The sequence below is a fragment of the Candidatus Nitrosotenuis aquarius genome, from assembly GCF_002787055.1.
Taxonomy (GTDB): Archaea; Thermoproteota; Nitrososphaeria; order Nitrososphaerales; family Nitrosopumilaceae; genus Nitrosotenuis; species Nitrosotenuis aquarius.
Map to the genome: position 1 here is coordinate 1,011,065 of NZ_CP024808.1, position 26,562 is coordinate 1,037,626.

At 34.8% G+C, this 26,562-nt stretch carries 24 protein-coding genes; 8 read left to right on the forward strand and 16 right to left on the reverse strand.

From position 1 onward, the window contains the following. Positions 1–82 precede the first annotated feature (82 nt). Both NAQ_RS06050 and NAQ_RS06055 read right to left on the reverse strand, forming a co-directional pair. Positions 83–2,191, reverse strand: coding sequence for a bifunctional DNA primase/polymerase (locus NAQ_RS06050; RefSeq protein ID WP_100182690.1), 2,109 nt, complete (start codon positions 2,189–2,191; stop codon positions 83–85). After that, positions 2,184–2,465 (reverse strand): hypothetical protein, encoded by a 282-nt coding sequence (locus NAQ_RS06055; protein ID WP_100182691.1) that lies wholly within the window; start codon positions 2,463–2,465, stop codon positions 2,184–2,186. Before NAQ_RS06055 ends, NAQ_RS06050 begins: the two co-directional genes overlap by 8 nt. Before the next feature lie 248 nt (positions 2,466–2,713). Here NAQ_RS06055 and NAQ_RS06060 point away from each other — a divergent pair, with 248 nt between their 5' ends. Continuing rightward, on the forward strand, positions 2,714–3,772 hold the full coding sequence (locus tag NAQ_RS06060) for a hypothetical protein (protein WP_100182692.1): 1,059 nt from the start codon (positions 2,714–2,716) through the stop codon (positions 3,770–3,772). Positions 3,773–3,808: 36 nt separating this feature from the next. Here NAQ_RS06060 and NAQ_RS06065 read toward each other — a convergent pair whose 3' ends face one another. The 3 genes from NAQ_RS06065 to NAQ_RS06075 all read right to left on the reverse strand — a co-directional run bounded on the left by NAQ_RS06065 (position 3,809) and on the right by NAQ_RS06075 (position 6,538). Further along, positions 3,809–5,080 (reverse strand): hypothetical protein, encoded by a 1,272-nt coding sequence (locus tag NAQ_RS06065; RefSeq protein ID WP_100182693.1) that lies wholly within the window; start codon positions 5,078–5,080, stop codon positions 3,809–3,811. Positions 5,081–5,266: 186 nt separating this feature from the next. After that, positions 5,267–5,881, reverse strand: a complete 615-nt coding sequence (locus tag NAQ_RS06070) for a hypothetical protein (RefSeq protein WP_100182694.1) — start codon at positions 5,879–5,881, stop codon at positions 5,267–5,269. Positions 5,882–5,977: 96 nt separating this feature from the next. Continuing rightward, positions 5,978–6,538: a hypothetical protein gene (locus NAQ_RS06075; protein WP_100182695.1), complete on the reverse strand. Its 561-nt coding sequence runs from the start codon at positions 6,536–6,538 to the stop codon at positions 5,978–5,980. 155 nt (positions 6,539–6,693) lie between these two features. Here NAQ_RS06075 and NAQ_RS06080 point away from each other — a divergent pair, with 155 nt between their 5' ends. Then, positions 6,694–7,329 (forward strand): hypothetical protein, encoded by a 636-nt coding sequence (locus NAQ_RS06080; RefSeq protein ID WP_100182696.1) that lies wholly within the window; start codon positions 6,694–6,696, stop codon positions 7,327–7,329. On the opposite strand, the gene NAQ_RS06085 is transcribed toward NAQ_RS06080, so the two are convergent. The 5 genes from NAQ_RS06085 to NAQ_RS06100 all read right to left on the reverse strand — a co-directional run bounded on the left by NAQ_RS06085 (position 7,300) and on the right by NAQ_RS06100 (position 15,092). Continuing rightward, entirely contained in the window at positions 7,300–8,577 is a 1,278-nt protein-coding gene (locus NAQ_RS06085) for an McrC family protein (protein ID WP_100182697.1), read from the reverse strand. The two genes, NAQ_RS06080 and NAQ_RS06085, sit on opposite strands and share 30 nt — an antisense overlap. Then, complete coding sequence (locus NAQ_RS06090) at positions 8,577–11,435, reverse strand: McrB family protein (RefSeq protein ID WP_245871552.1); 2,859 nt, start codon at positions 11,433–11,435, stop codon at positions 8,577–8,579. The genes NAQ_RS06085 and NAQ_RS06090 overlap by 1 nt, the downstream gene beginning before the upstream one ends. Positions 11,436–11,450: 15 nt before the next feature. Beyond that, the gene (locus tag NAQ_RS10135; protein WP_162858669.1) at positions 11,451–11,618 is read right to left on the reverse strand and encodes a hypothetical protein; all 168 of its coding nucleotides are present in this window, start codon (positions 11,616–11,618) and stop codon (positions 11,451–11,453) included. 73 nt (positions 11,619–11,691) lie between these two features. Further along, on the reverse strand, positions 11,692–11,901 hold the full coding sequence (locus tag NAQ_RS06095; protein ID WP_100182698.1) for a hypothetical protein: 210 nt from the start codon (positions 11,899–11,901) through the stop codon (positions 11,692–11,694). A gap of 56 nt (positions 11,902–11,957) precedes the next feature. Further along, complete coding sequence (locus NAQ_RS06100; RefSeq protein WP_100182699.1) at positions 11,958–15,092, reverse strand: N-6 DNA methylase; 3,135 nt, start codon at positions 15,090–15,092, stop codon at positions 11,958–11,960. An 86-nt stretch (positions 15,093–15,178) separates the two neighbouring features. Here NAQ_RS06100 and NAQ_RS06105 point away from each other — a divergent pair, with 86 nt between their 5' ends. The 6 genes from NAQ_RS06105 (at position 15,179) to NAQ_RS06130 (ending at position 22,468) form a co-directional block, all read left to right on the forward strand. Next, positions 15,179–16,315 carry a ParB N-terminal domain-containing protein gene (locus NAQ_RS06105; RefSeq protein WP_162858670.1) on the forward strand — a complete coding sequence of 379 codons (1,137 nt, stop codon included), beginning with the start codon at positions 15,179–15,181 and terminating at the stop codon, positions 16,313–16,315. Next, entirely contained in the window at positions 16,281–18,230 is a 1,950-nt protein-coding gene (locus tag NAQ_RS06110) for a DEAD/DEAH box helicase (protein ID WP_100182701.1), read from the forward strand. Before NAQ_RS06105 ends, NAQ_RS06110 begins: the two co-directional genes overlap by 35 nt. Further along, positions 18,231–19,214: a protein NO VEIN domain-containing protein gene (locus tag NAQ_RS06115; protein WP_100182702.1), complete on the forward strand. Its 984-nt coding sequence runs from the start codon at positions 18,231–18,233 to the stop codon at positions 19,212–19,214. Between the two features lie 136 nt (positions 19,215–19,350). After that, complete coding sequence (locus tag NAQ_RS06120; RefSeq protein WP_420887478.1) at positions 19,351–20,193, forward strand: DNA-methyltransferase; 843 nt, start codon at positions 19,351–19,353, stop codon at positions 20,191–20,193. Next, a complete protein-coding gene (locus tag NAQ_RS06125) occupies positions 20,181–20,927 on the forward strand; it encodes a PmeII family type II restriction endonuclease (RefSeq protein ID WP_100182704.1) in 747 nt (248 codons plus the stop codon). The genes NAQ_RS06120 and NAQ_RS06125 overlap by 13 nt, the downstream gene beginning before the upstream one ends. A 44-nt stretch (positions 20,928–20,971) precedes the next feature. Continuing rightward, positions 20,972–22,468, forward strand: a complete 1,497-nt coding sequence (locus tag NAQ_RS06130) for an MBL fold metallo-hydrolase (protein WP_245871553.1) — start codon at positions 20,972–20,974, stop codon at positions 22,466–22,468. 288 nt (positions 22,469–22,756) lie between these two features. On the opposite strand, the gene NAQ_RS06140 is transcribed toward NAQ_RS06130, so the two are convergent. The 6 genes from NAQ_RS06140 to NAQ_RS06160 form a co-directional block, all read right to left on the reverse strand. Further along, positions 22,757–23,434, reverse strand: coding sequence for a phage terminase large subunit family protein (locus NAQ_RS06140; RefSeq protein WP_100182707.1), 678 nt, complete (start codon positions 23,432–23,434; stop codon positions 22,757–22,759). Continuing rightward, positions 23,431–24,363: a terminase large subunit domain-containing protein gene (locus tag NAQ_RS06145; protein ID WP_162858671.1), complete on the reverse strand. Its 933-nt coding sequence runs from the start codon at positions 24,361–24,363 to the stop codon at positions 23,431–23,433. The genes NAQ_RS06140 and NAQ_RS06145 overlap by 4 nt, the downstream gene beginning before the upstream one ends. Before the next feature lie 90 nt (positions 24,364–24,453). Then, the gene (locus NAQ_RS06150; protein WP_162858672.1) at positions 24,454–24,684 is read right to left on the reverse strand and encodes a hypothetical protein; all 231 of its coding nucleotides are present in this window, start codon (positions 24,682–24,684) and stop codon (positions 24,454–24,456) included. Then, positions 24,681–26,204: a hypothetical protein gene (locus NAQ_RS06155; RefSeq protein WP_100182710.1), complete on the reverse strand. Its 1,524-nt coding sequence runs from the start codon at positions 26,202–26,204 to the stop codon at positions 24,681–24,683. Before NAQ_RS06155 ends, NAQ_RS06150 begins: the two co-directional genes overlap by 4 nt. After that, entirely contained in the window at positions 26,194–26,349 is a 156-nt protein-coding gene (locus NAQ_RS10140; protein WP_162858673.1) for a hypothetical protein, read from the reverse strand. The genes NAQ_RS06155 and NAQ_RS10140 overlap by 11 nt, the downstream gene beginning before the upstream one ends. Further along, complete coding sequence (locus NAQ_RS06160; protein ID WP_100182711.1) at positions 26,346–26,534, reverse strand: hypothetical protein; 189 nt, start codon at positions 26,532–26,534, stop codon at positions 26,346–26,348. Before NAQ_RS06160 ends, NAQ_RS10140 begins: the two co-directional genes overlap by 4 nt. Positions 26,535–26,562 lie beyond the last annotated feature (28 nt).

The following is a 26,562-nucleotide window of genomic DNA, read 5'->3' on the forward strand; positions in this document are numbered from 1 at the left end:
GTAACCACAATTAATGATATTTCGGTTACAAATCAATAAAATAACAAACAAGGTCTGAATGTAATAAAATACGGTTACAAAACTAGAGTGTTTGGTCTACGCTGGACTTTCCCGCTAAATTCCATCCCAGATAGACCTTGACTGGTTTTCCATTCACTCTTTTTGACATACTTTTGATATCAAGCTCCCTTGCGAATTTTGCAGGAGAAAATTCTTTGTTAATGCCATTTTCCTTGCGGAACTTGTCAAATGCATCATAAACATCGGGTGGCATGCAGTATTCTCCATCATTTTGATACATGTAATTTTCTTTAAAGTGTCTGACTGGGTCTCCTAATATTTCATAGAGTATAGCTTTTTCATTGGTGTTCATATCCAATAACGGATTCTTGGCACCAGATTTGGCATAGTCAATAGCTGTGATAAGGAATCTGTCTAGATTGTCTTCGGTCAGAAGTGCTTTTTTCCATACGTCATTTTTCTCAAAGTGATTTCTGCAAGGTATTCGAACTATTCTTTTTGCAATACCCGCTTCACCCATAATGTCTGGAATGCCGTTTGCTCCACCAACATGAAGAACTTTGTTTGGATCATATGTAGCGAATTCCTTCTCGTACTTCCATGCTTCTTGCTGGACAGTTCCGTCAATGGTTTGTTTGAATCTGTCTGGATCACTGATGCAGTTTTCAGCCTCGTCAGTTACATTAAGTCGGCAAGTGCATTTTGCAAGCAATCTCGTCTCTTCTTGTAATTTTCTGATGTGAATCGATGTAAAAATGCCAACAAATGTTTGCAGTATTTCCAATAATGTAGTCTTGCCAGAATCTGGGGCTCCATCAAATATGGGCATTTTTTTGACATTGTTTTTGCCAGTCAACAAGATTACACATATGGCAAGAAACTTGTCGTATTGATCATCAAGTATCTGTTTTATTGCAGTTAGTATTTTGTCTTCCAAATTTCTTAATTCTGGTCTATACCGTCTAGGCAAGAATGAATTAACATACGCAGTAGTGGTAATTGGTTCAAATGTATTTGGATCAAGAACCACGTTTGATAATCCAATTAGATCATTATCAAACGGATTAGGTTCGCCCATTGGAATTTGTGATTGAATGCCAATGTTGAATTTCAAATCATTGTAATGTTGATTGCTAATTATTATTCTTCTAAGCTCATCCTTTAAAATTCCATCAATTCCAAGTTTGTGAATAACTCCATCTCGATAATAAATGTCATTTGTGTTGTGAGGTGTAACTATATCGTATCGTCTAATAAAATAGGTAATGAATTTCTGTATCTCGTCCTTAGTGTGTACTGGATTAATTACATCTTCTTGGTATCCCCATGTAGGCAACACTACATTTTGAAAATATTTTTCTGCATCTTTGAAATTATAATCCAGCTCGTCTTTGTCCAATGGCTCGTCTTGTGTATCATTGATTTGTGATATGATTTTTTTAATTTCACGGGGGGATTTTTTCATTCGTCTAAGTTTGCAGTAAAGCGATTTTTGTTTCCTCCTTCTTTCTCCCCTAATCCACGGTTCATGCATAAGTTCTTCAATAGTCCAAGTGTTGAAATCATTCTGAATCTCGTTATTCCATTCATTCGGTGATCTAAAACCAATTTTATTCAGATTTTCAAGGACTAATTGTAGATCAAGTCGTTTTATGGTTGTGGTGTTTGAAATTATTTCGTATGGATTACCGTTTTCATGAATAGATCCAGCCTCAACGCACTGTCCAGTTACTTTAAAATCAATCTGGTAGATGTTCTTTTCATCTTTGATGTAGATCAACTTGCTTGTTTTAGGCGGTATTTTTTCTAGTTTTACCAAAATGTGGACGTTCTGGGAACCAGTTTTAGTGGTAAATGTCTCATTTAGGCAATTGGGAATGATTCCATCAATGAATCCGTCTTCTAATGGAATGTGTTTTGGTTTTGGATTCTTGCTCCAATAGTCATCTGGATCTATTTTTTCAATATCAAATACTGTTAGATTGTCAGATGTTTTCCCGCATATGACGCCATAATTCTGCTCTGTTGTTATTTCATCATCATACAACTTTTCACCAGTAAGATACTTTTCAAAGTCAGGAACGTCTGGTTTTTTGCTATGCATTTTTACTGGGATTATTTTGACGCCTTGATCTTTGAGGGTTTTGATTGTTAATTGTTTGTCATTCATCTTCTAATTTCTCCTCTGATTCAAATTCCATTACATCAAATCCATCATCAAATGATTCATCCATCGGCGAATATTTTGAGATAGATTGATCTACGGATTCTTTTATCAATTTGATGATATCAAATGGATGATCACATTTCATTTCTTCACTCAAGTATTCCATAAATTCCCAAACAGCAAACTTTAGTTTCTGATCACATTCTTCAAGTTTCGCAAGTATCGGATCTTTGGTGTAACTTTCCCAGTTAAGCGAAATGGCAAAGGTAGGAGTCATGTCTTGACCTCCAATTCTAATGATAATTCCTTGATGTGTGTTGCAACTCTTTCAGTTTCCATGTAAAATTTCATTGCAAATATCCTCCAAAAACAACAGTCAGAATTTTGCGCAAACAAAATGCTTGTAGAGGTATTTTATTTGGCAATTCAATACCGTACGCAGGAATTTTTGCGATTCCTATTTTCTTTTTTATAATTTTTAATTTCAACAATAACCCTTAAACCCACTAGCTTGAATACAATTTTATGACTAGAATTAGATTCTATTCTAGGACATCACAGGTGGATGAGCCAATTTTATGGGATAACGAATTTCCTTATGGAACAGTCCCAATATTCATTGGAAAAAAGGCAAAAAACGCCATGGATTTGCTGGCATCATTGGAATTGTGTGGAGCATCTACTACTACAGACATTGCCCGCTACGCCATAGAATCACATTATTCAAAGGGTGAGATTGATGGGATGGGAATTCATTTTCTGAAAAGGCGTGAGCACTACTATTGGAATCACATTTGGGGGTATGTAAAAAACAGACGGGCAAAAAACGGAATGAAATATCATGGTTTGATAAAAGAAGAATATGTCAAAAAAGTAGATTCGTTAACAGAAAACGTTCATGTTTATGCTCCCACATTGAAGGGGCATTTGGCATCTTTGGGATACAAATTCAAGGATGATGAATTAATCAAGTTCATCAAAAATGCTTCAAGAAATTCTTTGTATTTTGCATTTCTCAATCACATAATGGAAAAAATATCATTGGATTTTATTAAAGAGATTTTTTTATTTCCAGTAAAACACATGATAAGATATCAAAGGATCCGTTTTGATGACGACTATAGACTAAATTTTGATTTGATTGCAAGTGCTACAGCCATAAGAATAGAGCGAGCAATTAGGTTGTCTTGGGACGAAATCTATAGGCACATGCCAGCATCAAGTAGAATCCGAATGAAAGCAAACCGAGTTCTTTTAAAACAGATAGATGTTTTGATGCAAAATACGTGGTTTGATTTGCATGCAAATTCCAAATGGTTAGGACATCTAATCGAGTTGTACTATCCAACAGAAGAGCAACGCGTATTTTATGAAAGACACAGTGATCCATCAGACAAAAACCTAATTTACAAAGTTATGAGAGAAATCCATCTAGCCTATTACAACGGATATGAGGAAAAAATACCCAACAAATACACACAGAAATTCCCATTACCAATTAGAAGAAACAGAAAAAAGACAAACAAGAGATCTGGTAAAAAGCATGCCCTTAAACTAAAGCTGACTAAGTATCATTTTGACTAAAACAAGTCACGCCGTTCTTTTTGTGTTGTGTCATGATCAGGCTTTGATATAACAAGGATCCCCATGTTTTTCAATTCTCTCGATCTTTGCCCTTAGTTGCTCTATCATTAGTAATGCGTTGTCCTTTTCCTTGATTGTACGCTCCAAGTGTCTGTTCTCATCTTGTACTAGTGCAAGTTTTCTTTTTGCCCGATATTCCTCAGAAATCATCAGCTCCGGCATTGCTTGTAGGTATTGCTGGATGGATTCTTCAATTTCGCTAAAGAAATAGGAATTGTCCAACTTTGTTACGCCAGTCTTGTGTCCAAAGAGTCGCTCTTTTCTAATCAGATTTGCGTGCGAGTCCTCGTTGATTTTTTGCTCGGACATTATCTTGTTCCATCTTTTTCTAAAGCCATGAGTCAGTGGAACCTCATAGTTGCGCTCATCTTTTTTCATGTGTTTTTGCACACCAGAGCGCAGAATTACTTTGTTGAGCTTGTTGCGCACGCCATTTCTTGTAAACGGCTTTTTGCTTCGATTCAGAATCAATTGGTCTTCTGGCGCTGGCTCTCGACCAAAGTGTTCAGTCCACTGCTTTTTTACTACTTGTAGTTTGTCCCACGCCTCGATTGAAATCAGCCCCACGTACTTGCTACTGGTCTTGTCATAGACTACCATGCTTGCACATATGATTCTGGAATCAGCATTTGCCTTGGCAATATCATGTGTGTAGACGCCGGCGCCAACCTCATAGATTGGTCTGATATTTCCCCACACTTGATCTTCCCATGCCCCGACCCTAATCCCAGATGAGGACTCTGCCAGTATCAAAAACTCGGTAATTGCATCAGTGGTATAGTCCAGTATGTGTCGGATTTCCTCGGTGGTATAGCCCCGAGTCTGCCTTGAGTTGTTGATTTCTGGAAAGGTTGATTCTATGATTGCCCACGCTATTGGGATTTCGTTCATTTTGAGGAATTTTTTGATTCCCTTGAACTTGTTGGGAACCGTGGTCGGGTTGAGGTATTGCGGGTTAGATGTAGGCAGTTGCACCCGCTCTTTGAGATATATGGCATAGGCTTGGAGTAGTTGCTTGGTTTTGTCTGGGTCTTTTTTTGCAAGTTTGGCAAACTGGACAGTTCTGTTTTCATATGTGCCAGTAAAGTCTTCAACCAAAAAAAGAAAGTCAGTCAGTGTCTTTCGGTATGCGTCCTTGGTGTCTTGTGCCTTGATACCAGAATAGAATTTTTCTAAAGGATCAGCTTGCTTTTCTGCTTGGATTTTTGCCAAGGACAATACTGGCTTTACAGATTTTTTTGGTATCACTGTATCTTAGAACCGCAAAATTGTGTTGCATCTTTTCCCAGAATGACGGGTTTCTCGCCTTTTTTCCCCAAGATGGTAGTATTGGAAGTAGCGGGTCTGGTGGGATGTTTTACTATATAATGCGATTTTAGGTTCCATACAATTTATTCAAATGTCTTTAAGGTAATAAGTACAAATACAAGATTATCAATTTTTGTCTTTTATAATATCCGCAATGTCTCTTTCAAATGCTCTCATTGAATTCTGTGAACTCGTCGACGCCCATACAGCATCCTCCTCATCCTTTATCTCAGATATTTCAAGAAGTCTTTTTTTGTATGATTTTTTCGCTTCAACATAAATCTTCATCACGCTATCTTTATTCATTTTTAGATACTCTGTAAGAAGTCGTTCAAGATTCAAAACATGTACTTTAAAATGTAGAATATCTTTGTGAAGACGAAAATCTGTTTCTAAAATGTCTAAAATTTTACCTAAGAGTATGTGTTGTTCTGTATTAAGTATGTCTCCACTAACTGTCAATAACGGATAAATCCTAGACTTCCAATCTCGTATTTGTTCCCATATCGATTGTAGTTTATCGTATTTTTCCAGTTCATATTCTGGTTTTTTAATTTCAATTTGATCAATAATAATATTATAGAATAATCTAATTTTTTTTCTTAATGGTATGATTGTGTCTCTAACTATTGTATTAGTGAGTAAATCGCCTCTTGATTTTTTTCTGTTTTTTTCTCGTTTAATAAAGATCCAAGTTATTGCAATACCTCCAATAGCGCCTACAATTAATTCAATTTGCATTGTCGCAATGTTTGTGAGATCTGTGCATGATGAAGTATAATTCAAAAAATGACAATCCATCGTTTGATTTAGGATGTTTTACTATATAATGCGATTTTAGGTTCTAGTTTCTGAATAACTCAATTCTCCATTTAAGATGATGCTCATTAATTTTGATAATGTCAAATAACCATATTTCACCAAGAATTGATCCCTATCATCTTCAGGATCCTTGTATGCATGAAAAAGGTTATTTCGAACACTATACCAAAATTCCACCATATTTTCCCAATCATCTAAAGAGTGAATAATGCCTTTCTGTTTCCTTGTATCTTTTTCAGTTTGATTATCCAGTTGATCATATTTACAATTCCACCATTTAATTTCCGAAGATTCGCCAGTTTCATTAGTTAATGGTTTTTCAGTTAACTCTTCCTGAATTCTCTTCCAACTATTTCGCAGATCTGAGTTTTGTTGAATATCTTGAAGGTATGTTGTTTTAAGTGTTTGATATTGTTTTAGTTTCTGTATTGCATTTCTGTCCATTTCAGTTGATGGAAAGAATTTAGTTTTAACTTGAGCAATAAAAGACAGATATTCAAATACAAATCTGGAAAAATCATCATTTTCATTTTGAGCTTTATTGTGCCATTTTATAATTAGTTGTTCATAATTCACAATAATATTTTAGTGATCTTTTAAAATAATTCTTTCGATAGCGATTAATTAGATAGCATTCACTTTGAGATTAAATTAAAACATTGAAAATACAAATTGATAATGAGATTTACTCCTGCACAACATATTATTAGAAATAATGAATAAAGTTATCTATGAACAGATACAAATTAAATCCCAATTGGATTGGATTTGCTGCTGTTTTAACTACCATTTATTTTGTTATCATGTTAGTGTTACCACAGATAACAGGTTATCCGAAATTGAGTAATGAGGATGTTCAAACAATTCTAGGTGGATCTGGTATAGTTTTAGGATTGGTGATTTTTATTATTCAGGCATATCAAAGTAAAGAAATTGAAATAATAAACAAAGAATTACGAGATCTTTTAGACGTAAAGCGTAGAGTATACGCAAATGCGATTTTAGGTTGGCTCTGGTTAGTTGTAGAGCAGAAAGATAGTTTGTTAAATGCACATAACGGTACAACGCCAATTAATTTTGTAAATGATCAGGCAAAAAAAAACTTCATAGTTTCTGAATACAAAAGATTACTACAAGATCTTAAACCAGCTAAATTACAGTTTGATGATTTAGTTGGAGTTTTCAAAGAGGATGTACTGGAACCGTATGGGAAATTAGAAAAAATGTGTAGAATATCAATAACTCAATTTCCATCTACAATTGATAATATTGTGAATGAATTTAACAAAGGATTTGAATTAGTGTTAGAAACTAAAAAAGCATTATTACCTTATGCGTCAGACGAAATTAGAAAGCTCTTTGACTGATTTTAGAAATGGCGATATCGTAGTTTTTATCTCAAATTTAGTTTTCTCTATAAAATTTACCACGTCTGAAAAATCAATAGAACGGACAAAAATTTGAGCATCTTTTTTGAATTTAGGATTCAACATGAATCCGTCTAAGATTTTAGAACCAAATTCTGGGATTAAAAGTATGGTTGGACATTCAAAGGTAATCGAATATGCAAGTGATTGATAGATGTCGCTTGTAGATACTTTTTCTTTGTATTTTGTATCTAATATTAGAATGGAGTCTTTTGATTGCTTATTTTTAATCACAATATCGGGCTTTAGAATCACTCTTTGAATTTGATTTGTTGTGTAATTGGGTTGTTGAATATGAATTAGCATATCGTCATTTTTTAATTCAGCATACACATCATAACCAATTAAGATTTCTTGAACAATCTTTGTCACAAATTTTTGATATAATGTATTCATGTTATACAAAAATCCGTAAATCGGTAGATTTTCTTCTCTGGTGAAATCATTATACCAGATTATTTTTAAAATAAATTCACAGAGCAGTAAAGCTTTTTCATAATGTTCATTGTGTTTCTGTAGTGAAATTGAGTCTAAATGATATGATTCTAGAAATGTAAGTGATACACCATGATTTTCAAAAAATTGTTGTATGTGATTTAGTTCGTTACCAACATCATCATTTCTAATAAAAATAGAAAGTAAATGTGTACAATACAATAAAACTTGATTTTCCATGATGTTTTCAGTTAATTCATCGTGTTCACACCAAAATTTTTCATGAGTTAGACGTGGATGTCGTATATTTTCAGATAACAATAATCTGCCTTTAACAGCTGGTATTTCATCTATAATTGGTACATAGTTTTTGTAAATTCCTTCTTCAATTATTGGTCTAATAGTATCGACAAATAATTTGCCCATAAAATAGACCAAATCCTTGCCTTCAGATGCATAAACAGGATCAAAAAACTGAATCCCATCATAATTTTCACAATAGGTTAACATTTTAAAGAAATTTAGATTGCCAACTTTTGGTTTTATTGTAATTGAATGCGATGTAGGAAGTTTTATTGTACCAATCCAACTTGTTGCTTTTAGATAATATTGATCATTTCCTTTTGTTAGGATTTCAATTTTTGAATTGGATTTTCCTTCATTGACTTTATCGTTTAAAAAATCAATTTCTTGTTTTGTAAGATTAACTAAATCAGATGATTCCCACTCATTAATTGTAATTGATTTTTGCATTATTTTTCAATAATTGATTCTAATAGATCATCTAATTTTTCTTCATCAAAATCAAGAATACCCTGTTGAACATCAATGATTTCTTCAGATAGAATATTTGTCAATTCATCAAATTTAGAACTATAGAATTCTTCCAATAGAGGCAGTATTTGATATTTCCAGACAGTTAGATATTGTTCTGCATCGTCAACAATTTTTAAAAGATAAGTATGGCCAATTTGTTTTTCTCGACCCATTCTTATATCAGAAATTATTCTCTCATTAATTTTTTTGATAGCCAGAATAGATAAGATAATTCTTCTTTTATGAGAATCAAAAGTAGATAATTTTTGTACTATGTTTTCATCTTCAATATCAATTGGGATTCCAGCACGGTTAAGTATGACATCAAAATCCGGCATCAGAGATACAAAAGTAAATCTTCGTCTTAATGCACTATCAAATAATGAAATACTTCTATCTGCAGTATTCATGGTTCCTATGATCAGCAAAGAATCAGGCACAGATAGCATGTCGTTATTCCTATCTTTATCGAATTCAGAGTATTGTAAACGAATTTTTTCATTTCTATACTCCAGTGCATAAATTAATTCTCCAAAGATTTTTGAGAGATTTCCTCGATTAATCTCATCAATTATCAATACTTTGGTTTGAGAAGGTGAACCAGTTCCCAGAAAGCCATCAATAATGCCACATGCGAATATGCCGCCCTTGGCATCATTATAATAAAAAAATGGCACTTTGCCTTTGTTTATTGCCGCAATAATCTGTCGTGATCCTGGAATTCCTTCTTTGAATTCGTATTGTTTACCAACTACATCGCCATATGGATTAACAGTTGATTCAACACTTCGCAAAATAAAACAATTTGTAGGAATTGTAATATTGTCAAAAATACTAATTCTCTGTCCATTTGATTCAACATGTGAAATAATTTTCGAAAATTGTTCTGAAGATATTTGGTTGATTCCATATCGTTGTAGTTTTATTCCAACAGTAGTATCGTAGATTGGTTTGTTGATGTCCTCATGTGATACAATATTTGCAGTTGGTTGTTTTGTGTCAGTTGTTTTTGTATAACATAATTTTTTAAATATTCCATCCCGTATTTCATACGAAATCATTCCATCCTTTGTAGTTGGTTTAATTCCTTGAACAAAATCCTCGTATGAATAGCTAGGATGGAATTGAACTAGTTCGGCTTTTCCTTCACTTTGTAATTTAGCAAATAGTTCTGGAACATTATCATCTGTGACATTTTCACTAGATAATAATGAAATAGCGACTTTTTTTGCAGTAAATGTCTTACTTGTTCCAGGCGGGCCATAAAGTACAATTTGTTTATTAGTAATTAATTTACCAACAATATTTTCAATTACTGGATCAGAGTCTTTCATCAAGTTTCCCTCCAAAATACGATTGTATTGGTCCTTTGTAACTGCTTCAACTGTAATGTACCATGTAGACTGTTTTGGAATGTCTCTTTCAGTAATATCAAACCAATCTACTGGATATGCATGCTTGAAAGTAAGATCATTTCGGTATTGGTATTTTCCGGAAACTCTTCCAATACCGACAATTTTACTCATGCCTTTATTTGCAATTATGATGTCTCCCTCCTTTATTTTCAGAAATAATTTGAATTGCCATAATGAATTAGAGTCTGGATGATACTGTCTAATAGAATCACGAATAGAATCAATCGTTCTTCCGGTAAGATCACCTACTTCATTCCATCCTATTGCAATTACTTTGTTTTTTAGTTGCTCATCCCAAAGTTTTGCTTTTTCTCCAGGAGATATTTTCCAATAATTAATTTGAGCTTGCGAAGTTTGCGTCTGTAGATATTTCCAGTCATCATTAAGCTCCTTTACATAGACTCGTTGTTGTATGATAATTGGGATTTTTTTATCAGGATCGTATAATTCAAGAATTGTGTGTGGAAATGGCCTACACCTCTTGATACTTTGCATGTGAATATAGAATTTGTAATCGTCTGAAGGATATCCTAGCTCTTTTGGTCTGAGTGTTAGATCTTCTTTTGTAGTAGATTCTGCTGAAGTAATATCGATAATTGTTGCAATTGCGATTATCTGTTGTTTATGGTACAGGTAACCCTTGATTGGATAATCTGATGTTTGAACTTGTGTAGCTCCCCAATTTACACCCCATAGAGCCTTGCCATTAGCTTGAATAACCTGAGAGAATTTTTCAATTTTTTCACCATCAATATCAGTTGGCCAACAAATAGCGATTTTTGATCTCTTTGAATTAAATTCATTAATTTTCTGTTCGCAGATTTTGATTAACTCTTGACGTTGAGATTCAGATGTGTTTTTATCGAGATTTAACAGATAGTCTGAGGTTTGACTATCTCTGAGAACCAGATTTCTGCCAAATTTACCAAGTACTTCTTTTTGTACATCATAAGCTATTTGGGCATAATCTTTGTCATCAAAATTGTTTGCTTCTTTTAGATTTTTTGTTATAATATCACGATGGGCTCGATAATCCGGAGAATTTAGTAGTGTTTTGATTATTACGGGTTGATAGTTTGCAAACATTGTCATTTGACTAGTAAGAAAGTTTTTCAGCTCAACAAATGATATTGTCTGCTTGTTAGATTTTGAGAACGTAACTTGATTACTTTGTAAATTGATGTTTGTTTTTGTCCAACCTGACTCTAATACTAAATTCATCAATGGGTGTGACGGGTTATTTGACCACCAAGCATCATATGAATAAGCAGAAGTCGGTAATGTTTCACCGATAATTTCTTCGATTTGTTTGAAACTACATGTAATAACACTACTTGGTTGGTTGTTAAGAAATTCAATGAATTTGTTATATTTTGACATAAACCAACATCTGGATTATTTTGTATTCTTCATGAGGTCTAGCTCTCGTCTCCACCATTCAATTACATCATGACAATCTCTACATACAGAAACTACTCTGTCATCTAGTTCTATGACATGATGTTTTGTTATGTTTTCTTTTGTTTTTCTACATACTATACAAATTCCTCTATTCCCAGACACGCTACATTACCAAATCACATAGGATTAGTTAAGAATTATTGTGGTACGATCATAAGAAAATAGGATCAAATATTTATTTTAGTAATCCAAAGTGTTCAAAAGCTTCTTTGAGTTGTGGTAATCTCTTTTTTGGGCATGGCCACGGTCGTTTTTCTCCAATAGCGTAAGAGGGGTTTCTAACAGGCAAGCCATAGATTTGTTTTGCATGTGAGATCCACGCATTTTTTGGTTCAAATCCATATTTAGTCTTGATATATTGCTTCAAATCGTCATTTGTTATCATCACACATCTCTTAATTTGATATGAGATTAGTCTTTTAAAATATACTGAAATGATTTTTAGGCATTCAATAATGGTTTAACAATTTTATTAATTTCAGAAATATCCGATTTTAATGATTCTCTAATTATTGATCTTATTTTTCCAGTTGATTTCTGTGTGATTGAGGCCAACATGTGTTCTACCTTATCATGACAATTTTTTGAGATTGTCGCTAATCTAATGTGATCCGAATTGGCTGAGTCATATTCTGGAATTGGGAATGTTAATGGAATTTTCATTATGTGACGTGGACCAAATGTACCTGCAGATTGCAATGGTTTTATCATTTGATCCAGTACTGTCGAATTTAATATTGAAGATAGATAATGAGCCTCTTCGGCAGAATTAGTATCATAATAAAGAATTGTAGAATCCGCTATGAGACCAGTTGTCGTTAATTTGTTATTATTGACTTCAAATGTGAATTCTTTTTGCGGCTCAATAACACAGCTTGTCAGATAAGTTGCAGATGCCACATACAGAACTTTGAATTTTGGATATGGATTCTGTACTGTGAGCTTGTTTCTATAATTTAACCATTCATATGCGGTAATAGTTTTAGCTTTTTCTTTATTATGTTGTAACCACAATGATTCAATTTCTTGTAAAATTTTTCTTGTACTTTGAAATTCTAATCCTATTTCATTAAAATTATTAATTAGTTTTATTTTTCCATTATTCATAAAAACTGGTAGAAACACCAAATGTCGTCTTAAACTACCAAACGGAATTAAATCAGTGCTCAAGATACTGTTAAACAAAAATTGTTTATCCAGGTTTCCAGTAATTTTTATTTTGTTCCATGGCACTTTTGCATTTTTATTGAATTCGCTTTCAACAAATGGACTCTGTGGATCAAAACCTAAAAATGAATTATTCTTTACTTCCATGAACCAAAAACATCTAGGTATTATGTCTGCACCTTTTGAGAATTTAGTATGATAGATACTATGATCTGTTGAACGCTTGGCAGGTTCAAAAGAAGATGTGTTCAACTTAATTATTTTTTCAGCATCCGATAGATGAGCATTAGTAGTTTGCAGAACCCCTGAAAACATTTCTTTTGTAACCGGATAGACCGTTAATTGAGATTTTTTAGCAAAAATTACGCATGATGGAATTCTAAATAATGGTTCAACTTGTTCAAGATCATATATTTTCTCAACTTTCATGTTTGGTTTTTTAAATTTAAGAAAATTTTCATGTTGCGAACCTATCAATATAGAACGTGGCATTACGAACCCAATACTGCCGTGATCGCGAAGATAGATGTCAGAACATTGACAAAAGAATAGAGTGGCAAGATCAAGATTAGGTATATTATGAATTTTTTTACTGTCAAATAATTCGTATGTTTTACTTCTTTCTTTCAGATAATTCTGATATGTTAAATTTTTCATCGCTTGTTGTGCAATCCATGGTGGATTTCCAAGAATTGCATCAACTTTTCTAAGCGAAACTGCAATGGGTTTATACATATTTCTTAAAATATACGGCCAAATGGAGTCAGATTCATCTTTTATCATTTCGAAAAGTGTTTCAACATTATGAAGCAATAATTGTTTCATGGCATCATTTTTTACGTTTGATATTGCTTTGTCAAAACTTCTGATTAGATTTTTTGCAGTTTCATTGATGTCAATTTTGTAAGAAGATTTTTTGATATCATCAATGTGTTCTTCTAACTCATGTCCATGTACCTTCATTTTCTCAATCACATCATCCATATTCACAATATTATCCACAATGTCCAAAGGAAATGCAAATTTTTTACCATCAATTTGAGTATCAAATTCGAAGGTAGTTATTGCATTAGTTACTTCCATTTTTTTTGTTGGTAATTTTAGAGAATCACTCAGATAAACAGGAATCGTGATTGGTCCTCTTCTATAATGCAGAATGTCACGCATGGCTAAAAGGTAATTTGTTTTTGCAATTAGTGCAGCTAATGGATGAATGTCAAAACCTATAACATTTTCAAGAATATGTGTCAAAACGTCTTCTTTTTTTAAGCCTACATCTACAAGTTTCTTAATTTTATATGATATAGTTTTGAATAGAAACGTTCCAGAACCACATGATGGATCTAAAACACTTTTTGATGGGTTTTCCTGAAGTATTTCATTCACAATTTTCTCTGCAAGCCAATCTGGCGTGTAAAACTCTCCAAGCTGTTTTCGTATGGTAGGATGTATTAGATCTTGATATAGTTCTTTTAGTACATCTTCATCAATTAGATCTAGATCATAGATCTCTAGATCACGCAATAATTTCTCAAATATCTCACTGGATTTTCGTTTAATTGATGGATACATGATCCAAGTAAATAGATCTTCTTCAACAAAATTTCTAATTCCATAATTTGCGAAAATATATCCTTGTAAAATTGGTGGAGCATCATAATTTCTAAACTGATTCTTGCTAGAAAGTTTCAGGTAGACAAGTAGTTTTGCAAAAGTTGAGAGATAGGTATGAGCTATGAATAGATTTATCTCGTTTGGTTTATCTCCATAAACAATTTCTAAATATCTTGTCCAATTATCATATTTTGTTTTTACTCTGCGTTCATCCTTAACTTTATCAAATAATTCTAACAGTTCTTGTCTTACCACCGCATATGTAGGACTGTTGTAACCAAAGCTTTGTTTCAAATGTTCTGACGTTGGGATAATTTTTTTTGATGTGAAGAAATACGAGTCAAACCAATTAAAAATTACTTTGACATCAGATGTCTCAAGATCAATATTGCCAATTTCTTCTATGTCGGTTACTATTCCGTTCTTCTTAATAGGTTGAAAAACTTTGAATTTGATTCCATCATTAGCTATTCCGATATATTTCGAAGTAGGGAATTTTTCAATTAATGACTGAAAATATTTTTTTAGTTCATCTTTTGCCTCTTCAAGACTCCTGGTTAAATCTCGTTTAAACTCAATCACTATATTTTCAAAAACTGCGTCAATTCTTCCCCTTAATTTCAGAAATTTACTTTCGGTAGGGACTTCAAAATCCATCTTTGAAATATCGATTTCAAAGACTTTTTGAATAAACGACGAAAATGCCACTGCTTTAGCATTTTCAGAGTGTTTATTTTTCACATCTTGAATGTATAGTGGTAGTTCTTTTTCTAAAATTTGAAGTGGATCTGCCAAACAACACAAATTCTATAAAACCAGAATTAAACTTTCTATTACAAATAACTGTAAAATTTTATTTAGTTTACTTATTCTCATGCAATATGGAAATCAATACTGAAAATGCCAAAAGAATTGATTCCTATATATCAGATTATCCTACCTGTAAGACAGACTTCACAGAAAAAGTAACAATACAGGACAAAATTACTCGCATTCCGGTCTATCGACTTCCTCTGAATATGCTTTTTTACAATGTTCAGAATGGAAGATTTGCTGCTGAGTACATTGAGCTAAAAAAGAAGTTAGGTCGAGAGCTTGATTCTCAAAATCCCAACGATGCAAAAGAAATAGAAAAAATGCTAAGAGATCAAAATGACTCTAAGACTAAATGGCTTAAAGAGGATATTCGCAATAATGGTCAACGGGATTCAGGCATAATTACACATGATGGTTTTGTTATAAACGGAAATAGACGTATGTCTGTTTTGAATCTTTTAGCTAAAGAAGATCCAAAATATGGATACATGGAAGTAGCTAGATTACCACCTCATGTCAGTGAATCTGATGTTTACAAAATAGAAATAGGAATACAACTTGCAAGAGAAGAACAACTAGACTATGGTCCAATAAACGAGCTACTCAAAATCAAACAGGGAGTCACATCAGGTTTAACAGAAGAGCAAATAGCAAAAACACTTAGCGGATTTACTGTTGATGACATTAAAGAACGATTAGAACGTCTAACACTAATTGAAGAGTATCTGGACTTTATTAAAAAGCCTGGACAATATTTGGCAGCTGACGGATTAAATGAGCATTTTATTGATTTTCAAAAATCTATACTATCTAAAAACAAAAATAAAAAATCTCCAATTTTTGGCCCATTGGATTTACTAAATATGAAACAAGTTGCATTTTCCGTAATAAATCAAGGTGCAACACATATGGAAATTAGAAAAATTCCAAATGTAGTTCTTAATCAAAAGATTAAGCCAATTTTTATTACTGCGGCTCAGAATGTGAGCGCTGATCCAAAAAGAACAAAAGAGATTTTTGAAACATGTCTTGAGAGAGTTAAAGCAGAGGAAAATCGTGATAGGCCATATCAGATCCTTAACACCATATTGGGAAATCTTGAAGCGTTAGATTATACAAATCCTGAGCTGAAAAAGGCAGAATACGATCAACTAATCAAAAAAATTCTTGGTTATCTACAAGAATTACAAAAATTACAATAGTTACATGCCCGCAATATTTTTAGATAATCAGAAAATTCGAATATCCTTTTCTGATATTAAAAGTTCCGAGATAGATAATCAAGTTAGTCTTTTTTTCAAAAGCATGGGATCTATATTTGATGAAGAGACAAATTCATTTACCTTTGATAGACCTTCAAATCTTTCATATTTACATACTGTTCTAAGTGATACAATACAATTTTTTGAAAGTAGAGGGTGGAAAATTGCATTAGATGAAAATTGTAAACAGCTAATTTCCAGACATTCTGAAGATGAATCTAGCTATGAAAAAGCGTTAGAGATAGGCAGATCAATAAAAACATCTGAGGAGACTTTTATTGAATTACCAGTTATTTTTAAAAGACAATTAAAGGAATATCAGAAAAAATCTGTCAAACATTTAACAGAAATTGGAAATGCAGCTAATTTTTCTGTTCCAGGTAGTGGCAAGACCACAATTGCATATGCTGCATATTCAATTCTAAAACACAAAGGAATTGTAAATAAGATTTTTGTGGTTTGTCCCAGAGCTGCTTTTGTTCCATGGGAGGAAGAATTTCAGGCATGTTTTGGATACAAACCATCTTCGATTAGATTAGAAGGAAACAGAGTCGATTCCCACATACTAACAGATACAAACAACAAAGATCTGATCCTTTCAACTTATCAGCTACCACCAAATCATTCTTACGCAATTAGCCAATTTTTAGAAAGAAACGACGTGTTAATGATCTTAGACGAGTCACATCAAATTAAAAACATTGAAGGAGTTAGATCAAATGTATTAATCGATCTTGCACCATATGCAAAAAGAAGATTCATTCTATCTGGAACTCCGATGCCAAATAGCTGGGAAGACATATGGACACAATTTAATTTTCTTTGGCCATTATCTAGCATTCTTGATAATCCTCAGATCTTCAGAGATTATACTAAATTAAAAAATGGATTAGGAAAATATAATGAACGAATAAATCCTTTATTTACAAGAATAGCTAAGAAAACACTTAATCTCAAAGAACCAAAATATGAGAAGATTTACTATCCACTTCAACCAATTCAAAAGAGAATTTACGATTCAATTGAGTTAAGAACATTCGAACAGATAGAAAAAATGCATGTAGAGTCAATTGTCGAAAGTGCTAGAATGCAGAAATGGAGACGTGCTAAAATGGTTAGACTGATTCAAGCAGCATCCAATCCCGCCTTACTAAATAGAACAGATACAGAATTTGAATTAGAACCAATTTCTGATGATGGAATTGATGTGGCTGAACTCATTGAAAATTATACAACATACGGAGAAACACCATCAAAACTACAAGAGGCGACAAGGAAAGCCAGAGAGTTATTAGAAAAAGGCGAAAAAGTTGTCATCTGGACAAATTTTGTGCACAATATCGACATGCTAAAAGATCAGCTTTTAGCTGATGTCAAACCGTTGTGGGTAGACGGTAGGGTATCAAAAGACGAATCTGAAGATATTGAACAAAATAGAGAAAAAATGATTCAAGAATTCAAATCAGATTCCAATCCACGAGTTTTAATTGCCACGCCTGCTTCATGTGCAGAATCTGTTTCTCTCCATAAATATCAAAACAAAACAGTTTGCTATAATGCCATTTACATAGATAGAACATACAATGCCGGCCAATATATGCAGTCTTTAGACAGAATACATAGAATCGGAATGGATTCCGATACCCAAGTGACATATTGGTTATGCATAGCAAAAGACACCTATGATGAATTAATTGATCAAAGATTAAATCATAAAATCCAAAATATGTATAATTTATTGAATGAAGATATCAATGTGTTTGATTTAGATGTTAATGAAACACAGGTATCAGAATCCGAAATTGAAGATAATTATAAAGAATTAATTGAATATCTTAGAAAAAAAGTGAAATAAATGTTAACCAACCTGAAGGAAATTAATCGACTCCTTCTTGCTATCAAACAAAGAGAATTGAATGAAGACGTAGCAAAGAAGCTAGATGTAATTGATGAATGCAAAAATATTGTATTAGGTGGAATCATACCAGATCATAATGAAACAATTTCGTTTTGTAATTCTATGAATATTATTAATGAAGATGCTGATCTATTGTTTCTTACAAATACTGGTAAGCAATTATTTTTGTTAAATAAGGAAAGACAATATGAATTAACATCAGATCAAAAAGAAGTTTTGATCAAACAATGTTTTCTTGAAAATGACCATAAAGAAAAAACATTACAAATCTTAAAACAATTTTATGTTGATCATAGACGCCAAACATTCACATATTCTTTAAAAAATGAAATTCCATTAATTGCAGATCCTGTCTTTTTATCATTACTCAAACAAACAGAATTAATTGTAGAACATGGATATTTGTTAATTGTAAATGAAAAATTTGCTGGATTAATTTCTGCATTACTTATGCCTAAACATCATATTACTGATGATGAATTAATGGAGATACTAAAAATTGAGAAAATTATAGGTAAAATTGCTGAAAAAATTGTTTTTGAGCACGAAAAGCGACGACTTTATAGCGACGAAAACGCAAAGGCTGAATCCGACTTGGTACAAAACATCAGTAGTACTTTTGTTAATGCTGGTTACGACATCAATTCATTTGATGGTAAAACAAGAGATTTGAAATTCAATAGGTTTATCGAAGTAAAAGGATCTACAGGAAAGAGAATTTCTTTTTTCTTGAGTAGTAATGAAATAGACAAAGCCAAAGAACTCGGCTCAAAATATTGGATTTATTTTGTATCTGAGATAGATATAAAATCAAAATCACATAACGGTGAAATAATTAAAATTCAAAATCCAGTCATCAATATTCTAAATAATGAGGAATATGAACAAGAATGTGTCAAGACGCGAATACATCTAAAATAGTGATTGGATCTAATACAATGATTTTCTGCTAATAATTTAATTTTAAAAGAATAATAACATGGAAAAAATTATTTCATAATAAGGTAGTATGAAGAAACTAAATCTCAATAATGTATATCATAAAGATTGTCTAGACATGTTAAAGAAACTAGATGATAATTCTATTGATTTCATAATAACATCTCCGCCATACGCAGATAATAGGAAAAAAACCTATGTCGGTGTTCCAATAAAGGAATATGTTCCGTGGTTTTTACCAATTTCTTTAGAACTAAAACGAGTACTCAAATCAGATGGCTCTTTTATTTTGAACATAAAAGAACGAACTGTTGATGGTGAACGTGGGACTTATGTGCTAGAGCTCATATTAGAAATGAGAAAACAGGGTTGGCTTTGGACTGAAGAATACATTTGGCATAAAAGGAATACGTTCCCAGGTAAATGGCCTAATAGATTTAGAGACGCCTGGGAAAGATGTCTGCATTTTACGAAACAAAAGAAATTCAAAATGTATCAAGATGAAGTCATGGTACCGATGGGCTCTTGGGCTGAAAAACGTCTGAAAAATCTATCAAAAACTGACAAAAAAAGAGACGAATCTAAAGTTTTAAGCGGTTTTGGTAAAAATGTATCAAATTGGCTGGATAGAAAAACAGCATATCCTACCAATGTCTTACATATGGCAACTGAATGTTCCAATGTAAACCATAGTGCGGCATTTCCAGTATCATTGCCAGAGTGGTTTATCAGATTATTCACAAAAGAAGGCGATATAGTACTTGATCCATTTATGGGAAGTGGTACGACAGCAATTGCAGCGATTAATCTTAACAGACAGTTTCTTGGCTCAGAAAAAAATACAAAATACTACAAACATGCTCTAGAAAGAATTAAAGAGATTGGAAGAGAATCATTAAAAAATAAAACGAAGAATATGCAAAATAAAAAACAATCTACAATGACATTATGGCAAGAATAGATGGTAACAAATTAGAATGTTTAATTGAAAAATGCCTAAATGATTTCTATGAGAGTAGACTTGCTAGGTTAGAGGAATTAAAATTAAAAATCATACTGCGACGAAAAAATCCATATCTTTTCAAAGCACTCAATACAGAAAAAGCATCTGATTTAGTTGAACAAATACTCATGGCGTACATTTCATCATCAGATGAGACAATGTTTGGCGATAAATTTTTTGAACCAATTGCCAAACAAGTATCGGGAGGAGTAGTATCTCCAAGCGAGGGTGTAGATATAGCAGTAGAAACCAATGATCGATACACAGCTTATGCTGTAAAATCTGGACCGAATCCATTCAACTCTTCTGCTAAAAAAAGACAGAATGATGAATTCAATGAATTACGTAATAGATTATATAAAATTAGAAAAGAATTTGATCCGGTACTTGCATATTCTTATGGAAAAAAAATAATCCCTCCAAAAAAGAACAAGAGTTATAGAGAAATTGCTGGTCAAGCATTTTGGGAAGAGTTAACCGGAGATTCTGATTTTTACATCAAATTGATTCGACTTATGGGAGATATCCCAAGAAAACACATGGAAAAATACAAACCACAATTAGAACATGCAGTGAATCGTTTTACGCTTGAGTTCACCAAGGATTTTTGCCAGAAAAATGGTCAAATTGATTGGGAAAAACTAGTTCAATTAGTAAGCGAAAAACCAAAAAAACTGTCTAAAAGCAGATAATCAAATAGATCAAGTTTTTCTATATCAAAAAGACGTTCATTTTATTGTCTACCAAAATCACATTCTATGGCGGAATTAATGAGATTGGTGGTAACAAATTTCTAATTGAGGATAAGGGAACGAGGATTTTTCTAGATTTTGGAATGCAGATGGGTAGAGCTAACGAATTTTTTGGTGATTTTATGCAGCCAAGAACACTCAATGGGATGGGAGATCTTTTTGAATTCGGACTTCTACCTAAGATTGAAGGGATTTACAGAAAAGATTACGCAAAGCACACAAACATGGCGGACCATGACAAGGAGACAAAATGCGATGCTGTGTTATTGACTCATGCTCATGTTGATCATGCAGCATACATCCATTATCTAAGGCCTGAAATTCCAATTTACTGTACAGAAGCAACAAAGCTGATTATGAAAACATTTCAAGATACGGGAAGTGGAGATGAGTACATCAAGTACAAAGAAAATTTTAGAATTTATGAAAATGATAAAGGCGAAATAAGTCGAGCTAAAAAAGACAAAAACCGAGACATCATAGAACGCGACATTAGAATAGTAACACCATACAAAGAATTCAGTATTGATTCAATTAAGGTAGAACCAATACCTGTAGATCATTCTTTACCAGGGGTTTGCGGTTATGTAATTCACACTTCAAAAGGGTCAATAGCATATACTGCAGATATTAGATTTCATGGTAGACGAAAAAATGAAAGTGAAAAATTTGTTGAGAAATGTGCTTCATCAGATCTAGATCACCTGTTGTGTGAGGGTACTAGAATCAACGAAGCTACATCCACAACGGAATTTGAAGTGGAAAAAGACATTGGAGATATAATTAATACAACTAAAGGATTGGTAACAGTTTCATATCCAACAAGAGATCTAGATAGGCTCCTTTCTTTCTATAATGCTGCAAAAAAAGCCAATCGATTTCTTGCAATTGATCTAAAGCAGGCATATTTGCTAAAATTATTTCAAGAATCCGAATCATACCGAGGAATTTATCCGAGATTAGATGATAATACGATCAAAATCTACATTCCCAGAAAAGATTGGGGACTTGTTGATAAAAATTCTGAATATTGGACTGAAAAACAAATTCAAGCTGATTACGATATGTGGGAACGGGAATTCTTAGATTACGAGAATTCAATTGATTATAGAAATATCCAGGAAAAACAAAGCGATTATGTTTTTTATTGTAGTGATTATAAGCTCCAAGAGCTAATTGATGTACGACCTGAAGATGGCTCTAGTTATGTGAGGTCTTCTACTGAGCCATTCAATGACGAAATGCACATAGATCATGCAAGAATAAAGCGATGGCTAGTACATTTTGGATTATTGAAAAGTGAAGATAATTGGAATGTTACTCATGTATCAGGACATGGCTCACGCGACCAAATCAGACACATTGTACAAGAAACAAAAACAAAGAAGATAATTCCAATACACACGGTTCATGAGGATTATTTCAAACAATGGCATAGTAATGTTGCAACCGTGCAACTAAATGCTTCATTGATGCTATAGCTCACTACACATAGAACGGACCTTCTTCATGGAAGTCGATTTTCACGTATTCTGCCAACCTAACTATATCATCTATTACTGTATCACTTAGCATATTTTCAGGTTGATGGAATACTAGCCAGTTTCTGATATCAGTTATGCTGTATGGCACTCCAGTTTGTAGCAGCTTACGGAAGTTGTTGATTAGCTTTTTCTGATCGCTAGGATAACTTAGTACACGGTTGTTTATTTCGGACCACTTTAGCGATTCAAGGAAAGTAATCAGCCGCTCATCCATCTTTTCCAGTGTCAGTTATTTTCACCTCCTTGTGGCATCGACGTCTTTACAGACGTTATCGTGAACCCACTTACTGCCAGTTTTCGTAATGTGTTTTCAACAACAGCAGGTGAACTTGGATCTACACTATCAGTCATGTCAAACGACATTGCAAGAGGCAATGGTTTTTCCATCTCTTGTTTCGCCACACGGCATGCCAGTGCAAGTGCCCATAGCAAATCATCATGGCCGCTTGCAGGATGTTTGAATTTCACATTTCCCGCATCTGTGATAGTTCTTTCTTGTTCCTCAAGCTGCTGGATTAGCTTCTCCGCACCCTTTGATGGTAGTATCAGTTTGCCTTGTTGTCGCAATAAGATTATGTGCTCAATCATCTCTTCCTTGGCCTTCTGCGTGAACACAATCCCTTCTGCATTCTCTGCAGCATATTCTTCTATGACAGAGTCTCCTATGCCGCCCCTGTCCACTCCGAGTTTTGTCCAGTAAAAGTATCTGAAGTATCTCTTGGTGTCTGCGATTACAGTTTTGTAATCAACATGATCCCACTCCTTCAGGAATACAAGTTTGAGGATCTCGTTGTTTATGCACTGCAATACAACCAGTGCAGAATAATCTCGGCGTTTAGCTAGATCTTGTCCTCCAAAAGTCTCTATCAGAGGTCCATCACTTGTTTTCCAAGATGTGATCATAGACTCACCAATTCATAGTCCTCAAGCGTCTTACTTGCAAACAGTCCTGCAGGGAATGCCGCATTCTGCGATGTCGTAAACTGGCAGTTGAACTCCTGCTCAAAGTCGATTCTCAGGTCGTTTTTCTTGGAATTTATGTATGATTCTGACAGTAAAAGTCCATACGATACAGTGTATGGTTGTGCAAGTTTGTAGTATTCATTTTCCTCAATCCACAAGTCGTAAAAGAAACCACGCCTGCCATTAGGCGTGGAAATGCAAATGAAATCTCCTTCAGTGTTTGCTATGTTTGGTTCCAGAGCATCATAGATTACTCTGTCATCAACTAGCTTGAAATGTGCCGCCTCATCCAGAAATACACATACAACATTCTCCGAGCCCCTGAGTGCCTCCGGTGCCGCAGGGAATGTGTGAATTGTAGTACCATTAAAGAACTCCAAAGTTGAGCTTGTCTTTTTTATTATGAGATCCGAGTATTTCCATTCGTTTCCATTCAAATCAACAAATCCATTCCAGAACAGCTTGTCAAATCTGTCCAACAATCTATCTGCCTGTCGTTGTCTATTACCTGCGACTATCATGATATCCCCTCCTGCATATCTATCAAAGCAGTTCTTTGCAATGGATCTGAGTCCCGTCTCTGTAGCACCAATCTTTCGGGACTTGTTGAGCATGACTCGATGGTACTGGTTGATTATTCTGTCAAGCTTGCTTTGGTAGTCAAAGATTTTTGTTGGCTGTTTTGTCTTTGGATGGATCGGCGGTCCTATCATTTCATTGAACTGCACAAAGTCTGCAGGCACCGACGGTGTGGATGACGACTTTTTGATCCTTGCCTCTAGCATCGATATCCGCTTTTGAAGGTTCATGCTAGTCATGCCTGTCTGCAACCTCCCTCGTCTTTCCACCACAACGACGGCAGTTGCCAAAGATCCACTGCAGCTTGCCGCATTTGAGGCACCGTACATTCTTGAGAACCATTCCGTTGGATGACACAGGCCTTGGCGTCGGAAACCTGTTCATTTGATGCCCAACCTCATTTCCAGCTCTTCCACACGCCCTTCCAGAAACGAGTTTTCCTCGTCCTTGATGAGGGAGGCCTGCACGCTGACCAAGTAGCCAATGGTTTTTGCCAAGGCCACACTTTTGCCAAGGTCCGACTCACCATCGAATCGCTGCTGCAGATTTTTGATGGTCTTGTGCATCATCTTTCCATAGGAACCCCTTGAACGCCAGCGTGGAGGGCTCAAATTTGTGCCTCCAGATGAGTGTCAAGTGTAGCTGTGTTAGGCACAACCGCCTCACGACCCCCACTCATCCCGTTTTTTTCTAAATTTTCCTGAGATAATTTAGAAAATCTTGGGTTGAGTATTGCCTTGAACTCGTGCCAGTATCCAAGAAACTCCGTGGACAGAAACCAGTCGAATTCCGGCTTTAGCTTTACCGCCATGATGGGCTTTGTTTCTCCCTCCACTTCCATCCTCTGTGCAAGTCCTATCTTGACTAGTCTCTCCATCTCCTTGCGTGCCGTTGCACGCGAGACGCCTGATGCTTCCATGTATTCATCTGTGTTTAGTTCTCCATCATGCTCAATCAAAAGCCGCAGCAGCTCAACACGTTCCCTTGCCGCACTTGACAGGGCAACCGGGACAACTACCCTGAGATCATCCGGTGCTACATGGTTTCTGCCATTGAGCACTGCATGGCCCCTGGCCAGGTTGTAGAGTGCACTGCTTGCTCTGGAAGGATTCTCTTCTATTGGGGTTTCAAAATTGTAGCTTGCACCGCCTGAATCGGATTCTGCCGTGTGCCATGTCGGCACTGATGCCCTCAGCTTTGCCAGGATCATTGCCATTTGGATTATTTTTTCCAGTGTGGCTTCATCGTCTTTTTCAGAGTCCCAGCAGACTTTGCGGTTTGACACAGACGCCAAAAACAATTGCCAAAATTCTTTGACATTTTCTTTGCAGGACTCGAGCTTTGCTGCATACGACTGGCCCTTTAGGATTTGTTTTATCTCGTTGATTTTTTCATTGCCGGATTTTTGGTCTGACGGAAGCCGCAGGAAGTAGATCTTTGGTCCCAGATTGCCCAACAACTTCCACACCCGATGGGGTATGTCAACAACTGCACCAAGCCAGGTAAACGAGTAGTCTCCCTGATAGCCCCTGCTTCCGTGGACGCCAGAATCAGACTTGAATCCACGTCCGTCCAGAATTCGTGTTAGCATGCCGAAATACTCTACGAGCTGGTCTGGATTGCCCGAGAAAAGCGGTGCCAGCTCCGGCGTGACCAGCGTTTTGTGCCTGATTCTGGGCAGGAGGTCCACTTTTTCTAGGTCCTTCTTTGAGGAGTTTGCGGAATGGCTCACAAACGACTTTGGGGTGAAGGAATCCGACACGTAACATTCAGGCAGTGCGGCCAGTATCTCAAGCACCGTCGACTTGTAGCTGGATGGATTACCCATCAATATCAGAGTGAATACCTGCGTCACCCCTTGAATGGACATTTGTGCCTTTATTGCAAGACACACAGTCACTGCAAAGATTATACTGGGAAAAGAGGATCGGATTGCTTCATTCATTCTGGACAAGGCGGTTGAAAGAGGTTCTATCGAAGTAACAATTGGTTTGGTTTCAACTGCAGTTGGGACTTTGTCGTCATCGCCTAAGAACGACATGATTTCGTGGCCTCGCGACCTACATTCAGAAAATACCGGACTGTCTTCCGATTCGGCCTCTTTGTCATCAAATCTGCATCTATAGAACAACACCGTCATCTCCATGTTTGTTGCAGACGCACCTTACTTCGAATTCAAGTCCAGTTGCACAATCTCTTTTGAGAATTTTGTCACAGTGGTTTGTACAGTTAGAGTCGATGCAACCGCTGCACAACATCTCAAGAATTAGCTTCAAAACAACTTCTCCTCTTGCTTGCAGTTCAAGTCAGATGTCTTGAAGCCGTTTTTTTCCAGAGACTCAGTTAATAGAATTCTCAGTGCTGCCGAAATGTTTATTCCATGCAACGTCGCAAATGCTTTTGTCTGGGACCAAACATTACGGTCGATTTCAATTAGAGTCCTAACATTTCTTATTTCCAATAATTATCTATAGTCAAACGTCTATCAA

Excerpts from the sequence above, each read along its gene's own strand:
- NAQ_RS06120 (WP_420887478.1), top strand. The coding sequence starts at position 19,351 with ATGTTAAAGAAACTAGATGATAATTCTATTGATTTCATAATAACATCT.
- NAQ_RS06140 (WP_100182707.1), bottom strand. The coding sequence starts at position 23,434 with ATGATCACATCTTGGAAAACAAGTGATGGACCTCTGATAGAGACTTTT.
- NAQ_RS06070 (WP_100182694.1), bottom strand. The coding sequence starts at position 5,881 with ATGCAAATTGAATTAATTGTAGGCGCTATTGGAGGTATTGCAATAACT.
- NAQ_RS06050 (WP_100182690.1), bottom strand. The coding sequence starts at position 2,191 with ATGAATGACAAACAATTAACAATCAAAACCCTCAAAGATCAAGGCGTC.
- NAQ_RS06060 (WP_100182692.1), top strand. The coding sequence starts at position 2,714 with ATGACTAGAATTAGATTCTATTCTAGGACATCACAGGTGGATGAGCCA.
- NAQ_RS06080 (WP_100182696.1), top strand. The coding sequence starts at position 6,694 with ATGAACAGATACAAATTAAATCCCAATTGGATTGGATTTGCTGCTGTT.
- NAQ_RS06090 (WP_245871552.1), bottom strand. The coding sequence starts at position 11,435 with ATGTCAAAATATAACAAATTCATTGAATTTCTTAACAACCAACCAAGT.
- NAQ_RS06095 (WP_100182698.1), bottom strand. The coding sequence starts at position 11,901 with ATGATAACAAATGACGATTTGAAGCAATATATCAAGACTAAATATGGA.
- NAQ_RS06115 (WP_100182702.1), top strand. The coding sequence starts at position 18,231 with ATGTTAACCAACCTGAAGGAAATTAATCGACTCCTTCTTGCTATCAAA.
- NAQ_RS06105 (WP_162858670.1), top strand. The coding sequence starts at position 15,179 with ATGGAAATCAATACTGAAAATGCCAAAAGAATTGATTCCTATATATCA.
- NAQ_RS06085 (WP_100182697.1), bottom strand. The coding sequence starts at position 8,577 with ATGCAAAAATCAATTACAATTAATGAGTGGGAATCATCTGATTTAGTT.
- NAQ_RS06055 (WP_100182691.1), bottom strand. The coding sequence starts at position 2,465 with ATGACTCCTACCTTTGCCATTTCGCTTAACTGGGAAAGTTACACCAAA.
- NAQ_RS06125 (WP_100182704.1), top strand. The coding sequence starts at position 20,181 with ATGGCAAGAATAGATGGTAACAAATTAGAATGTTTAATTGAAAAATGC.